The organism is Burkholderia arboris, assembly GCF_038723655.1.
In the GTDB taxonomy this organism is placed as follows: Bacteria; Pseudomonadota; Gammaproteobacteria; order Burkholderiales; family Burkholderiaceae; genus Burkholderia; species Burkholderia arboris.
The window spans coordinates 3,329,901-3,344,320 of the sequence record NZ_CP109822.1 but is presented as its reverse complement, the minus strand read 5'-3'; the positions used below and the strand labels follow the sequence as shown (position 1 = coordinate 3,344,320).

The window sequence follows — 14,420 nt, the reverse complement described above, 5'->3', positions numbered from 1 at the left end:
AATCAGACGCAGTGAAAATCAACGAGAGAGCCGGGGGCCGCACCATGTCATCTTCCTGTCACGTCGCGTTTCGCGCGGCGCTACGCACCGCGCACGACCCTGCGGGTGATGAAGTGATCGCAGCCGTGTACCGCCATTCGAACGATTAGAGCAACGGAAGCGAATTCAGCCGGCGCAAGCGCCGGGCTTCAATCACTTCAACCACCACGCTAGACGGGAGACCACCCATGACGAAGATTTCCGCGCCGTTCGCGGCGGCCGCGCTCGCGGCCTGCACGCTGCTTTCGGGCGTTCATCCGGCCGCTTGTGCGGCTTCGGCCGCCGAACCCGCGATCGACGCGCATTACAGCGCCGTGATCGAGGCCTACACGCAAGACATGGCCGCCGCGAAGACGAAGTACGACGGCAAGCGCCTCGCGTTCGTCGGCGCCGTGATCCGGATGGGCGGCGACCCGGGCGGCACGTACTTCGGCGCGCTGACGGCCGACGGCGAGCAGTTCGACACGCATTTCGACGTGGCCGACCAGGATGCGCTGAAGCCGAAGTTCCCCGGCGGCGAGATCAAGCCGTTCGTCACGTCGGCGGCGTTCCGGTTCAGCTGCGTGAACGAAGGCTATATCGATGCGCCGGTGCTGCCGGGGTTGAAGCTGTCGCATTGCCGACTGGCCAACTGAGCCGCGCGCGGTGACCGGCGTTCAGAACTTCTGCTGGATGCCGGCCATCACGCCGAGCTGATTCATGCCGGTACCGACTGTCCCGCCGGCGGCGACCGCGTTCGCAGCCAGCGTGCTGTTGAACATGTAGCCCACCGACGTATAGACGGTCGTCCGCTTCGACAGGAAATAGTTCGCGCGGCCGACCAGCAGCGTGGCGTTCGTGCCGCTTTCGCTGTTTTCGCGGCGTTGCAGGTAGCGGACGCCCTGAAGATCGAGCGCGAGGTAGGGCGTCGCGTAGTACGTGCCGCCGGCGAACACGATATCGGCCTGCAGGTGCTCGGCCGCCGCGAGGTTGCGGCGGATCCACCCGGCGCCCAGTTTCGCGGGGCCGATCTTCACGTAGCCGGCGACGATGTCGCGCGTGTCGGTGTACGCCGGATTGTTCAGCGGCGCGAGTGCACCGCCGCCGCCGCGCATCACGTCGTGCGACGCGGCGAGCCCGAAATGGCTCGCGTCGTACGCGAGCATCGCCGTGTATTGGCGGCAAGCGACGATATCGCCGGGCACCTGTCCGGCGCAGCCCGTCGCCGACGGCCCCGCGGGCCCGGCCGCGTCACGGCCGAAGCTGTAGGTGGCGCCGAGCGTCACGCCGTGGAACGTGCCCTTGTAGCCGATCGCATTGTCGCTGCGCGCGTTCGGCAGATAGGAGTCGAAATCCGCCATGGAGTGAATCGACGGGCCGATCACGTCGGCGTTGGTCAGCACGATCATCGACATGTTCATCTGGCGGCCGAGGGTCAGCGCGCCGAACGGACTGTTCACGCCGACGTTCGCCTGTCGCCCGAACAGGCGCCCGCCGTAGTTCAGCGCACCGGTGCCGGGCTGGAAACCGTTCTCGAGCACGAAGAAGGCCTGGTAGCCGCCGCCGAGATCCTCGGTGCCTCTCAGCCCCCACCGTGACGGCAGCTCGCCGGTCAGCGTCGGCATGCCCGTGAACGCTCCGCCGTGCGCGGCGTTGTTGTAGTAGGACACGCCGGTATCGATGATCCCGTACAGCGTGACGCTGCTTTGCGCGCAGGCCGGTCCGGCCAGCGCCATCGCCGTCGCGAGTGCGACGCCCAGTTTCGTTTTCATGGCTGTCTCCAAACAGTATGTAGATATGCTTATCGTTTTTCTTGATGCTCCGGACGTATCCGGGATGCCGACGGGTATCGGCAAGACTGCGGGCGTCGCGCGTTACGACATCGCCGGGTCGCGTTGCCGGCGCGGTGCCGCGGCACGCGTGCCCGCCACGGCGACGGCGATCGCCGCGCCGGCCATCGGCACGAGGAACGCGAGATAGAGATGGGATACGGACCAGCCGTCGTCCAGCAGCGCACCGACCGTCATCGGCGACAGGATCGCGCCGAGGCGCCCGATGCCGACCGCGAGGCCGATGCCGGTCGTGCGGATTTCGGCGGGGTACGGCGTCGGCGACAGCGCATACATGCCGGCCACGCACGCATTGATCACCGCGCCGAGGAACACCGCGACGGTCATCCCGATGCCGAGCGAGCCGGTGTTCGCGCCGAACACGACCATCAGCGCGCCGCCGAGCAGCAGTGTTGCGCCGAGCAGGTTGCGCAGGCCGAACCGTGTCGACAGCAGGCTGAAGAGCGAGGCGCCCGCAATGCCGCCGAGGTTGAGCAGTACGCCGCCCGTGACGCCCTGCGATGCCGACAGCCCGGCCTGGACCAGCAGCTTCGGCGTCCAGCTCACGACGAAGTAGAAGCTGCCCATCACGAGGAAGAACGCGATCCACAACGCGATCGTGCGGCGTGCGAGCGGTGCGCGCAGCACGGCTGTCCAGCGCGACGCGGGGCTCGCCATGTCGATGGACGAAGCCGGCAGCGTGTCGATCGGCGTGCGCTTCATTCTCGCGAGGATGCGGTTGATTTTCTGCAGCGCGTTGTCCGGGCGCCTTGCCAGCAGGAAGTCGAGCGATTCCGGCAGCAGCGCGAGCACCATCGGGATCGACAGCAAGGTCAGCAGGCCGCCGAACGCGAACACGCTGCGCCATCCCCACGTCGACAGCAGGTAGCCGGCGATGACGCCGCCTGCGGTGGCGCCGATCGCGTAGCCGGTCGACTGCATGCCGATCGCGGCGCTGCGCCATTTGTTCGACGCGTACTCGCCGCTGATGACGGTCAGGCTCGCCAGCATGCCGCCGATGCCGAGCCCCGTGTACGCCCGCGCGACGGCGAGTTGCAGCGTGCTGTGCGTGGCCGCGCAGGCGAACATCCCGGTCGAGATCACGGCGAGGCAGAGCAGGATGATGCGGCGGCGGCCGACACGGTCGGCCAGCGGCGCGATCAGCACCGAGCCGATCCCCATGCCGGCCAGCCCGGCGCTCAGAAGCAGGCCGATCTCCTTGCCGCTCAGTTTCCATTCGGCCGCCAGATGCGGCGCGGCAAACGCGATGGACAGCACGTCGAAGCCATCGAGCATGTTCAGCACGACGCAGGCCGTGACCGCCATCGTCTGGAACGCGCTCATCGGGGATTCGTCGATCGTATTGCGGATACTTGCGCTCACGTCAAAGATCCTTGAAAAATAGTATGACTAATCAAATTGGATGGAATCGAATCCGGTGGTAGAGCATGGGACCAAACCGAATGCGCGGGCTGGCGGGCATCCCCGGGGGAACACCCGTCGCGGCCGGCAGGCGTCGTTCGCGCGCCGGCGCGATGCTTACGCGGGTTCGGGTTGCAGCAGCCGCTCGATCACGCGCCGCGCGCGATTGGGGCCCGCGTCGACATGAATGTCGATCTGGCGGCGGTCCGGAAAGCGCAGCTGATTCCGGTATTGCGCCTCGATCACGGTCTTGTCTTCGTCGAACGTCGCTGCGGATTGCGCGATGACCGTTTGCGCGACGCGCTCCACGTCGTGTTGCGGATTGGTCGCGACGGTCCAGAAGTAGTGCGTCGTCGTTTCCGTCTCGGGCGTGATGCCGTGGAAGCCGCGCATGTGAAAGCCGCCGCGCGCCGGATCGTGCAGGTCGCCGGTGCCGGCGTCCATCGCGCCGGTCCAGATCCGGATGTGCGACACGTGGAACTCGATTTCCTGCCAGCGATCGACGCGGCCCGCGAACGGCCATGCGGCGGTGTAGGTCGGCGGCGGGTCGGAATCCGGCATCCGGCGCACCAGCGTCACCGTATCGCCGTCGCTGCTGACGCGGGTGTCCGCGCCCATGTGCAACGGTGCGTTGCCGCCGATCGTTTTCAGATGGACATAGCCGAGGTGGCTGAGGTCCATCAGGTTGTCGTGAATCAGTTGATACGGCGCGTCGTAATGGTAGTTGCCGCCGCCGAACCGATAGCGCGGATCTGCGTGGAACGCGTAGCGCGGCGGCGCGCAGGTCGGTTGCGCGTGCGCGTCGGCGCCGATCCAGATCCACACGATCGCGTCCTGCTCGTGCACCGGATACGACGACACGCATGCTTTCGCCGGAATCCGGTCCTGGCCGGGAATCTCCACGCATGCGCCGCCGCGGTCGAACAGCAGGCCGTGATAGCCGCAGCGCAGGCCACGTGCTTCGAGCGAGCCGCACGACAGCGGCAGCGACTTGTGGCAGCAGCGATCCTCCAGCGCACCGATTTCCCCGGACGGCAACCGGAACAGGACGACCGGGCGGCCGAGCAGCGTGCGGGCGACGGGCTTGTCCGTCAGTTCGGACGACAGCGCGGCGACCCACCATCGGTCGACCGGGAATTGAGTTGTACTGATCGGTGGCCGGGCATGTTGCTCCATTGATCGTCTCCAGTATTGTGGTTGGCCGCCGCGGGGCGGGCGGTCCGTCTACAGATCGAGTACCAGCAGGTCGCTGCGCGCTCGCGAACAGCACGGCATGAACTGGTCGCCGGCTGCCTGTTCCTCTTCGGTCAGATATGCGTCGCGATGATCGGGCTCGCCTTGCAGCACACGCGTCGCGCAGGTGCCGCATACGCCTTGCTCGCACGACGTCAGCACGTCGACGCCGTTCGCCGCCAGCGCCGCGATGACCGTGCATTCGGCCGGCACGTCGATGACCTTGCCGCTGCTCGCGATCCGGACCTGGAACGCACGGTCCGCGCCGGACGACGCGACGGCGCCGCCGAAGAACTCGTAGTGCAGCCGCGCTTCAGCCCAGTGGCGCGCGCGCGCGGCGTTCAGCACCGCATCCATGAAGCCGCGCGGGCCGCATACGTACAGGTGCGTGCCTTCCGGCATGGCGGCCAGCACGGCGGCCAGGTCGAAGCGTTGCGCGGGGTCGCCGTCGTCGACGTGGAAGCGGGTGCGATCGTGAAACCCGGCTGCGTTGATGCGCTCGACGAACGCCATGCGATCGGTCGAACGCGCGCAGTAGTGCATGTCGAACGGCATGCCCGACGAGAACAGCCGTTCGGCCATGCTGAGGATCGGCGTGACGCCGATCCCGCCGGCGAGCAGCAGGTGGTGCGGTGCGTCGGGGGCGAGCGGGAATTGATTGCGCGGCACGCCGATCCGCACGGTATCGCCTTGCCGGACGGCGTCGTGAATGGCGCGCGACCCGCCGCGACCGTCGGCATCGCGCAGCACGGCGATCTGATAGCGATCGTCGTGCTCCGGGTGGTTGCACAGCGAATACTGGCGCACGAAGCCACCCGGCAGATGCACGTCGATATGGGCGCCGGCGTCGAAGCGCGGCAGCGGCGAACCGTCGTCGCTGACGAACTCGAAGCCGCAGATATCGCGCGCTTCCTGCCACTTGCGGGCCACCCGGACCGTCAAGGTTGCGGCGCTCATGACGCCTCCTGGACTGGCACAACCGGGATCGCGGGCCGCTGCGGGCGCGCCGTGTTCTCGTCGGCGAGCAGCCGCTCGATCACCTTGCGCGACAGCACGCCGCCGGCGTCGATGTTGAGCTTGAGCAGCTTGCGGTCGGGCCACTTCTCCAGGTTGAGCTGCTGGCGCTCGAGCATCTCGAGATCCTCGGCGAAGATCTTGCCCTGGCCTTCGCGGATCTCGGCGGTCAGCGCGTGATCGGCGGGCCGGAAATTGCGCGCCATCCCCCAGAAGTACCAGATCGAGGTGTCCGTCTCCGGCGTGATGAAATCGACCACGATCGACGATGCCTTCAGGTCGGCCGGCGCGTCGTAGCCGCCGTGGCCCGCATGCGCGACGCCGACTTCGATCATCACGTGGCTCGGCGGCGTGAAGCGGCAGATCTGCCAGCGATCGACCGGCACGTCGTCGGCCAGCCCGTTGCCGCGCAACCCCATCTGCCAGAACGGCGGCGGCATCACGTTCTCCATGAAGCGGCTCGTGACGACTTCGTCGCCGTGGCTGGTCGTCTTCGGCGGTGCTTCGTCGATTTCCTTCTGGCCGATGCTGGTCGCATGCACGTAGGTTTCGTGCGTGAGGTCCATCAGGTTGTCGATCATCAGCCGGTAGTCGCAACGGATGTGATACAGGCCGCCGCCGTGGGCCCAGGCCGGATCTTCGGCCCACGCCAGCGCGGGCAGGGTGGCCGGATCGGCTTCTGACGCCTCGCCCGGCCAGACCCAGATGAATCCGTACCGCTCGACCGCCGGAAAGCTGCGAATCGGCGGGAAGCCGCCGACGCGCTGGCCCGGCATGCCGGCCGCCTTGCCGTTGCAGCCCATTTCCAGCCCGTGATAGCCGCACACGAGCACGCCGTCGCGCACGAATCCCAGCGACAGCGGCGCGCCGCGGTGCGGGCAGAAGTCCTCGAGCGCGACGACCTGGCCGTCCGCCGCGCGGTAAAACACCATCGACTCGTTGCAGATCTTGCGGCCCAGCGGCTTGCCATCGATTTCATCGGGCGTGCCCGCCACGTACCAAGCATTCTTGAGAAACACGTTCGTCGTCTCCTTCAGGTCGATGCCGCCGGTACGCGGCATCTCTTCATTCCGTGTACTGAATGAGATTCAGTGTACTCATTGAGATTGGCTGGGGCAAGGCGAGCGGTATACTGGTTTTCCCGGGAAATGGCGCGAGGCAGCGCCATGCCGTCGGCGCGCGCAACGGCGTGCGCCGCCTATGTCATCGACACCTACATGGAAAAAAAGAATCCCGCCGACTTGCCGGCTTTCCCGCTCGATCTGTACGACGAGCCCGGGCACCTGATCCGGCGCGCACACCAGATCGCGGTTGCGATGTTCTACGAGAAGCTGGGCCGGGACGTGACGCCGGTGCAGTACGCGGTCCTGCGGATGCTCTACGAGTGCCCGGGGCTCGATCAGGTGACGCTCGCGCAGCGGGTGGCGCTCGATACGTCGACGACCGCGGATCTCGCGGTCAGGCTCGAAGCGAAAGGATTGATCGTGCGCGAAGTGCTGCCACGACGTCAGCGCCGCTTGTTGCTGACGCCGGCGGGCGTCGAGCTGCTCACGCACCTGATTCCGTCAGTGAAGGAGCTGCGCGCCGGCCTGTTCGACGGGATGGGAGAGGACGATTCGCAGGAACTGGTGCGCCTGTTGCGCAAGTTCGTCCATTTGAACAACGAGCAGAGCCGCGCGCCGCTGCGCGTGAGCGAGGAGTCGTAGCGGCCCCGAGCCCCGAGCGACAGCGGCAAGCGGCGGCGGGGCGGCGGGCGTGCTGCCCGCCGTGCGTCAAGCGCGCGTGCTTTCGCCTTCCAGCCGTCGCATCGCTTCGGCCACTTCGTTCCTGAAGCGCACGAGCGCCGCCTGCTCCGGCGCCGGCGGCTGCACGGCGGCCCACAGCATGTCGATCAGCTGCGCGGCCGTCGTTTCCGTGTCGAGCTTGCGGTGCCCGAGAATCGCATCCCACAGCACGTGCTCGATCGGCCCGAACACCATCGAGCGCAGCAGGCTCAGCGGCAGGTCCGCCCGAACCTGCCCGGCCGCCTGGCCGCGCGCGAGCACGTCCATCAGCGGCGCCGTGTAGCGGCGCTGCAGCGCGGTCAGCTCGTCGCTCAGCGCATGCTGCTTCGCGCGGCCTTCCGACAGCACCAGCGCGCACAGCCCCGTGCCGTTCACCAGCATCAACCGCAGGTGGGTGCGCACGATGAACGCGAACTGCTGCTGCACCGACGCCTCCTGCGGCATCCCGTGCTCGAACGCGGCGATGATTTCGTCGTACCAATCCGCGATCACGCGTGCGCACAGCTCGCGCTTGCCACGGAAGTAGCTGAACACCGTCGCCTCCGACACGCCCACGCGCTGCGCGATCTCGGCAGCCGTCGCATGCTCGTAACCCTTTTCAGCGAACACTTCGCGGCCGGCGCGCAGAATGTCCTGCACGCGCTGCTGGGACTTGCGCCCGGCGGGCGCGCGCGGTGCGTCGGCGCGGTCGGCTTTGACGGTGTCGGTCATGGTGTCGGCGGTAGCGGCTGTCATGCCCGCATGATATCTGAGTGTCACTCAAAAAACTATTGACGCCGAACCCGACGAGGCGCGAAACTGTGCAAAATTTCCGCTGTATTGGTCAATGAATCGGTGCATTCATTCGATTTGAGCGAAACTCAGAAATCGGTGAGTGCGACACACTTTCTGGAGACGGAGGAGACATGATCAACCTGCCCGGCGTGCAATTCATGCTCGGTGAAGACATCGAGATGCTGCGCGACGCCGTCGCGACGTTTGCGGCGAAGGAAATCACGCCGCGCGCGGCGGAGGTCGACCGCACCGACCAGTTTCCGATGGATCTGTGGAAGAAGTTCGGCGATATCGGCGTGCTCGGCATGACGGTCGCCGAGGAATACGGCGGCGCGAACATGGGCTACACCGCGCACATGGTCGCGATGGAAGAGATCTCGCGCGCGTCGGCGTCGATCGGCCTGTCGTACGGCGCGCACTCGAACCTGTGCGTGAACCAGATCCACCGCAACGGCACCGAAGCGCAGAAACAGAAATACCTGCCGAAGCTCGTGTCGGGCGAACACATCGGCGCACTCGCGATGAGCGAGCCGAACGCCGGTTCCGACGTCGTCAGCATGAAGCTGCGCGCCGACAAGCGCGGCGACCGCTACGTGCTGAACGGCACGAAGATGTGGATCACCAACGGCCCCGATTGCGACACGCTTGTCGTCTACGCGAAGACGGATGTCGAAGCCAATTCGCGCGGCATCACCGCGTTCATCGTCGAGAAGGGGATGAAGGGCTTCTCGGTCGCGCAGAAGCTCGACAAGCTGGGCATGCGCGGCTCGCACACGGGCGAGCTGGTGTTCCAGGACGTCGAGGTGCCGGAAGAGAACATCCTCGGCCAGCTGAACGGCGGCGTGAAGGTGCTGATGAGCGGCCTCGACTACGAGCGCGCGGTGCTGTCGGGCGGCCCGACGGGCATCATGGCCGCGTGCCTCGATGCGGTCGTGCCGTATATCCACGACCGCAAGCAGTTCGGCCAGTCGATCGGTGAATTCCAGCTGATCCAGGGCAAGGTCGCCGACATGTACACCACGTTCCAGGCGTGCCGCGCGTACCTGTACGCGGTCGGCCGCCATCTCGACTCGGCGGGCAGCGACCACATTCGCCAGGTGCGCAAGGATTGCGCGGGCGTGATCCTCTACACGGCCGAGAAGGCGACGTGGATGGCCGGCGAGGCGATCCAGATCCTCGGCGGCAACGGCTACATCAACGAATACCCGGTCGGGCGCCTGTGGCGCGATGCGAAGCTGTACGAGATCGGCGCCGGCACGAGCGAGATCCGCCGGATGCTGATCGGCCGCGAGCTGTTCGCGGAAACGATGTAACGCCCCACGTCACGCGTACGGAGCCCCGTTGATGCCGATCATCGAATCGAAACTGAACCCGCGTTCGGAAGACTTCCGCACGAATGCCGCCGCGCTCGAGGCGGTCGTCGCCGACCTGCGCGCGAAGATCGAACAGCTTGCGCAGGGCGGCGGCCAGGCCGCGCGCGACAAGCACCTGTCGCGCGGCAAGCTGCTGCCGCGCGACCGTATCGCGCAACTGCTCGATCCGGGCGCACCGTTCCTCGAGTTCTCGCAGCTCGCGGCGAACGGCATGTACAACGACGACGCGCCGGGCGCGGGCGTCATCACCGGGATCGGCCGCATTGCCGGCCGCGAATGCGTGATCGTGTGCAACGACGCGACGGTCAAGGGCGGCACCTACTACCCGGTCACCGTGAAGAAGCACGTGCGTGCGCAGGAAATCGCCGCGGAAAACCGGCTGCCGTGCGTGTACCTCGTCGATTCGGGCGGCGCGAACCTGCCGAACCAGGACGACGTGTTTCCCGATCGCGACCACTTCGGCCGCATCTTCTTCAACCAGGCGACGATGTCGGCGGCGGGGATCGCGCAGATCGCCGTCGTGATGGGCTCGTGCACGGCCGGCGGCGCCTACGTGCCGGCGATGAGCGACGAGTCGATCATCGTGAAGGAACAGGGCACGATTTTCCTCGGCGGGCCGCCGCTCGTGAAGGCCGCGACCGGCGAGGAAGTGAGCGCCGAGGATCTCGGCGGCGGCGACGTGCACACGCGCCTGTCGGGCGTGGCCGACCATCTCGCGCAGAACGATGCGCATGCGCTGTCGATCGCGCGCAACATCGTCGATCATCTCGCGCCGAAGATCGCGTCGCCGGTCGCGCTGCGCGAGCCGAAGCTGCCGCGCTACGACGCGAAGAGCCTGTACGGCGTGATTCCGGTCGATACGCGCAAGCCGTTCGACGTGCGCGAGGTGATCGCGCGCATCGTCGACGATTCCGAGTTCGACGAGTTCAAGGCGCGCTACGGCACGACGCTCGTCACGGGCTTCGCGCACATCTGGGGCCATCCGGTCGGGATCGTCGCGAACAACGGCATCCTGTTCTCCGAATCGGCCGTGAAGGGCGCGCATTTCATCGAGCTGTGCTGCCAGCGCAAGATCCCGCTCGTGTTCCTGCAGAACATCACGGGCTTCATGGTCGGGCGCAAGTACGAGAACGAAGGCATCGCGCGGCACGGCGCGAAGATGGTGACGGCCGTGTCGAACGCGAAGGTGCCGAAGTTCACGGTGATCATCGGCGGCTCGTTCGGCGCCGGCAACTACGGGATGTGCGGCCGCGCATTCGCACCGCGTTTCCTGTGGATGTGGCCGAACGCGCGCATCTCGGTGATGGGCGGCGAGCAGGCGGCGTCGGTGCTCGCCACCGTGCGCCGCGACGGCATCGAGGCGAAGGGTGGTTCGTGGTCGACCGACGAAGAGGAAGCGTTCAAGCAGCCGATTCGCGACCAGTACGAGCGCCAGGGCCATCCGTATTACGCGAGCGCGCGGCTGTGGGACGACGGCGTGATCGACCCTGCGCAGACGCGCGACGTGCTGGGCCTCGGCCTCGCCGCGTCGATGAACGCGCCGATCGAAGAGACGCGCTTCGGCGTGTTCCGCATGTAACGGCCGGGAGGGCTGAACGATGCGATACGAAACGATCAAGGTAAGTGAAGCCGGCCGCGTGGCGACCGTCACGCTCGCGCGCCCCGATGTGCGCAACGCGTTCAACGAGACGACGATCGCCGAGCTGACCACCGCGTTCGAATGGCTCGACGCGCACGAAGGCGTGCGCGCGATCGTGCTCGCCGCGGAAGGCGCGGCGTTCTGCGCGGGCGCGGACCTGAACTGGATGAAGAAGATGGCCGGTTACTCGGACGACGAGAACCGTGCCGATGCGCGCAAGCTGGCTCGGATGCTCGAGGCGATCCATCGTTGCGGCAAGCCGGTGATCGCGCGCGTGCATGGCGACGCGTATGCGGGCGGCGTGGGCCTCGTCGCGGCGGCCGACATCGCGATTGCCGCCGACGGCGTGAAGTTCTGCCTGTCGGAAGCGCGGCTCGGGCTGATTCCCGCGACGATCGCGCCGTACGTCGTGCGCGCGATGGGCGAGCGCGCCGCGCGCCGCTATTTCACGACGGCCGAGGTGTTCGACAGCGCGCGCGCGGCGTCGCTCGGCTTCATCCACGAAGCGGTACCGGCCGATGCGCTCGACGAAACGGTCGCGAAGCTGGCGGCGACGCTCGTCGCGAACGGTCCCGACGCGGTGAAAGCGTGCAAGCAGCTCGTCACCGACGTGGCCGGCCGCCCGCTCGACGCGACGCTGATCGAGCAGACCGCCGACTGGATCGCGCGAACCCGTGCCGGCGCGGAAGCGCGCGAAGGGATCGCGTCCTTCCTCGAAAAGCGCACGCCGTCGTGGCGTGAATGATCGCGTGACCCCCACTCTCCGGACGACATCGAAGCCATGTTCGACAAGATTCTGATCGCCAACCGCGGCGAAATCGCCTGCCGCGTCGCCGCGACGTGCAAACGTCTCGGGATTGCGAGCGTCGCCGTCTATTCCGACGCGGACGCGAACGCGAAACACGCGGCCGCGTGCGACGAAGCCGTGCATATCGGCGGCTCGGCCGCGGCAGACAGCTACCTGCGCATCGAGCGCATCATCGAAGCCGCACGCGCGACCGGCGCACAGGCGATCCACCCCGGCTACGGTTTTCTGTCGGAGAACGAAGATTTTGCGCATGCGTGCGAAGCGGCCGGCATCGTGTTCATCGGGCCGCCGGTCGATGCGATCGCGGCGATGGGGTCGAAGGCCGCCGCGAAGGCGCTGATGCATGCGGCCGCCGTGCCGCTCGTGCCCGGCTATCACGGCGACGGCCAGGATGCGGGCGACCTGCATCGCGAAGCCGACGAGATCGGTTATCCGGTGCTGCTGAAGGCCAGCGCGGGCGGCGGCGGCAAGGGGATGCGCGTGGTCGAGCGCTCCGGCGATTTTCCGGCGGCGCTCGCGTCGTGCCAGCGCGAAGCCGCGAGCAGCTTCGGCAACGACCGCGTGCTGATCGAGAAATACCTGATGCGCCCGCGCCACGTCGAAATGCAGGTGTTCGGCGACACGCACGGCAACACCGTGTATCTGTTCGACCGCGACTGTTCGGTGCAGCGCCGGCACCAGAAGGTGCTCGAGGAAGCGCCGGCGCCGGGCCTGCCCGACGACGTGCGCCGCGCGATGGGCGAGGCGGCCGTCGCGGCCGCGCGCGCGGTCGGCTATGTCGGCGCGGGCACCGTTGAATTCATCATGACGGGCGACGCGTTCTACTTCATGGAGATGAACACGCGCCTGCAGGTCGAGCATCCGGTCACCGAGATGGTCACGGGGCTCGATCTCGTCGAATGGCAACTGCGCGTCGCGTCCGGCGAACCGCTGCCGCTGAAGCAGGACGAGCTGCGCGTGCAGGGCCATGCGCTCGAGGCGCGCCTCTATGCGGAAAATCCGGCGCGTGGCTTCCTGCCGTCGACGGGCACGCTGAAACACCTGCGGCTGCCGGCCGGCGTCGAGTTCTCGATCGGCGCGGCGGTGCGCGTCGACAGCGGCGTGCGCGAAGGCGATGCGATCACGCCGTTCTACGATCCGATGATCGCGAAGCTGATCGTTCACGGCGCGGACCGCGCGGAAGCGCTGGGCTTGATGCTGCGTGCACTGCGTGCGTGCGAAGTGGTCGGCCTGCATACGAACGCCGCGTTCCTGCAGCGGATCGTCGCGTGCGAGCCGTTTGCGACGGCCGATCTGGACACGGGCCTGATCGAGCGCAACCATGATGCGCTGTTCGCGCCGCAACAGCCGCCGCGCGCGACGCTTGCGCTCGCCTGTGCGGCGCTGCTCGCGCGCGAACGTGGCGCGGCGCAACGTACGTCGCCGTGGGGCGCATTGCCGGACTGGCGGCTGAACGGCGGCTATCGCCGCACGCTCGAATGGCATGCGGCCGATCGCGAAGCGGACCTGACGGTCACCTATGAGGACAACGGTGCCGGCGCACGCATCGCGACCGGTGACGAAACCGCGCAACCGTTCGCGTGGACGCGCGGCGCCACGCCGCTCGATTTCGACGTGACGCTCGGCGGCGTGCGCAGCAGCGGCCGCGTGCATGCGGACGGGGACACGTTCCACGTGTTCACGCAGGGCGCATCGGAGACGTTCGAATGGCGCAACCTGCTCGCGCATGCGGGCGATGCGGAGCAGGGCGGCGGTCGTCTGACCGCGCCGATGCCGGGCAAGGTGATCGCAGTGCTGGTCGAACCGGGCCAGAAGGTCGAAGCCGGCACGCCGCTGATCGTGATGGAAGCGATGAAGATGGAGCACACGATCGGCGCGCCGGGCGCGGGCGTCGTGGCGGAAGTGCTGTACGGCGTCGGCGACCAGGTCGCGGACGGCGCGCAGCTGCTGATGATGGCGGAAGGCTGAGCAGGGCCTTCTCGCCGTGAGCGGGCGGCAGCAGTGGCTGCCGGCCCGCGAAAAAAAACGCGTCGCGATTCTCCGCGCGACCCCTGCCGAATCAGACCGGCTTCGATCGCATCGACATGCCGAAGCAGTGCGAATCTTTCGATCGCATTACATTTTCAGCCGTTCCCGCCACACCGCCGCGTGCTACCGCTCGTGCGCACCTCGCGCTACGCTTTCACGCGACACCATCGTGTAACAAGTCGAACTTAGCATCTCGCCGTCGATATGACCGGTGCGCACCCGCGCCTGTGTCGTGTCATCACCCCCACGGAGAACCGTTATGCGAAAGTCGGCCCTGCGGCCTTTCGCGGTCGTTGGTCTGATCGCGCTGACAGCACTCCTCGGCGCCTGCAACGACGACCTGACTGCACCCGCCGCGCCCGTCGCGCAGCAGAAGGCCGCGTGCGGCGGCGCCGTCGTCGCCACCGCGCAGATGCACTGCCCGCCGGGTTTCACTGCACCGGCATCCTCGCCCGCTTCCTGATACCGGCCGTTTCCACCAGAAATCCAATCAAGAGC

Annotated in this window: 13 protein-coding genes; 7 read left to right on the top strand and 6 right to left on the bottom strand. The window is 67.3% G+C overall.

The annotated features are described in order from the left end of the window. The first annotated feature begins 227 nt into the window (after positions 1-227). A complete protein-coding gene (locus tag OHZ10_RS32410; RefSeq protein ID WP_059238986.1) occupies positions 228-674 on the top strand; it encodes a hypothetical protein in 447 nt (148 codons plus the stop codon). 21 nt (positions 675-695) lie between these two features. On the opposite strand, the gene OHZ10_RS32405 is transcribed toward OHZ10_RS32410, so the two are convergent. From OHZ10_RS32405 to OHZ10_RS32385, 5 genes are all read right to left on the bottom strand, one after another. After that, a complete protein-coding gene (locus OHZ10_RS32405; protein WP_059238988.1) occupies positions 696-1,790 on the bottom strand; it encodes a porin in 1,095 nt (364 codons plus the stop codon). A 102-nt stretch (positions 1,791-1,892) separates the two neighbouring features. Further along, a complete protein-coding gene (locus tag OHZ10_RS32400; RefSeq protein ID WP_340625692.1) occupies positions 1,893-3,230 on the bottom strand; it encodes an MFS transporter in 1,338 nt (445 codons plus the stop codon). Positions 3,231-3,386: 156 nt separating this feature from the next. Next, a complete protein-coding gene (locus OHZ10_RS32395) occupies positions 3,387-4,445 on the bottom strand; it encodes an aromatic ring-hydroxylating dioxygenase subunit alpha (protein WP_342705376.1) in 1,059 nt (352 codons plus the stop codon). 48 nt (positions 4,446-4,493) lie between these two features. After that, positions 4,494-5,459 (bottom strand): PDR/VanB family oxidoreductase, encoded by a 966-nt coding sequence (locus OHZ10_RS32390; RefSeq protein WP_059238995.1) that lies wholly within the window; start codon positions 5,457-5,459, stop codon positions 4,494-4,496. After that, complete coding sequence (locus OHZ10_RS32385) at positions 5,456-6,535, bottom strand: aromatic ring-hydroxylating dioxygenase subunit alpha (RefSeq protein ID WP_342706013.1); 1,080 nt, start codon at positions 6,533-6,535, stop codon at positions 5,456-5,458. The genes OHZ10_RS32390 and OHZ10_RS32385 overlap by 4 nt, the downstream gene beginning before the upstream one ends. Before the next feature lie 198 nt (positions 6,536-6,733). On the opposite strand from OHZ10_RS32385, the gene OHZ10_RS32380 reads away from it, so the two are divergent. Beyond that, a complete protein-coding gene (locus OHZ10_RS32380) occupies positions 6,734-7,222 on the top strand; it encodes a MarR family winged helix-turn-helix transcriptional regulator (RefSeq protein ID WP_059240903.1) in 489 nt (162 codons plus the stop codon). 66 nt (positions 7,223-7,288) lie between these two features. Here the strand turns inward: OHZ10_RS32380 and OHZ10_RS32375 are convergent, their stop codons facing one another. Then, positions 7,289-8,035, bottom strand: coding sequence for a TetR/AcrR family transcriptional regulator (locus OHZ10_RS32375; protein WP_174994183.1), 747 nt, complete (start codon positions 8,033-8,035; stop codon positions 7,289-7,291). 170 nt (positions 8,036-8,205) lie between these two features. Between OHZ10_RS32375 and OHZ10_RS32370 the strand changes: the two genes are divergently transcribed. The 5 genes from OHZ10_RS32370 to OHZ10_RS32350 all read left to right on the top strand — a co-directional run bounded on the left by OHZ10_RS32370 (position 8,206) and on the right by OHZ10_RS32350 (position 14,385). Continuing rightward, the gene (locus OHZ10_RS32370) at positions 8,206-9,387 is read left to right on the top strand and encodes an isovaleryl-CoA dehydrogenase (protein ID WP_342705375.1); all 1,182 of its coding nucleotides are present in this window, start codon (positions 8,206-8,208) and stop codon (positions 9,385-9,387) included. 31 nt (positions 9,388-9,418) lie between these two features. After that, on the top strand, positions 9,419-11,026 hold the full coding sequence (locus tag OHZ10_RS32365) for a carboxyl transferase domain-containing protein (protein WP_059240904.1): 1,608 nt from the start codon (positions 9,419-9,421) through the stop codon (positions 11,024-11,026). Between the two features lie 19 nt (positions 11,027-11,045). After that, on the top strand, positions 11,046-11,831 hold the full coding sequence (locus tag OHZ10_RS32360; protein WP_059239001.1) for an enoyl-CoA hydratase/isomerase family protein: 786 nt from the start codon (positions 11,046-11,048) through the stop codon (positions 11,829-11,831). Positions 11,832-11,867: 36 nt separating this feature from the next. Then, entirely contained in the window at positions 11,868-13,862 is a 1,995-nt protein-coding gene (locus tag OHZ10_RS32355) for an acetyl/propionyl/methylcrotonyl-CoA carboxylase subunit alpha (protein WP_342705374.1), read from the top strand. 319 nt (positions 13,863-14,181) lie between these two features. After that, positions 14,182-14,385 (top strand): hypothetical protein, encoded by a 204-nt coding sequence (locus OHZ10_RS32350; RefSeq protein ID WP_034190574.1) that lies wholly within the window; start codon positions 14,182-14,184, stop codon positions 14,383-14,385. Positions 14,386-14,420: the final 35 nt, after the last annotated feature.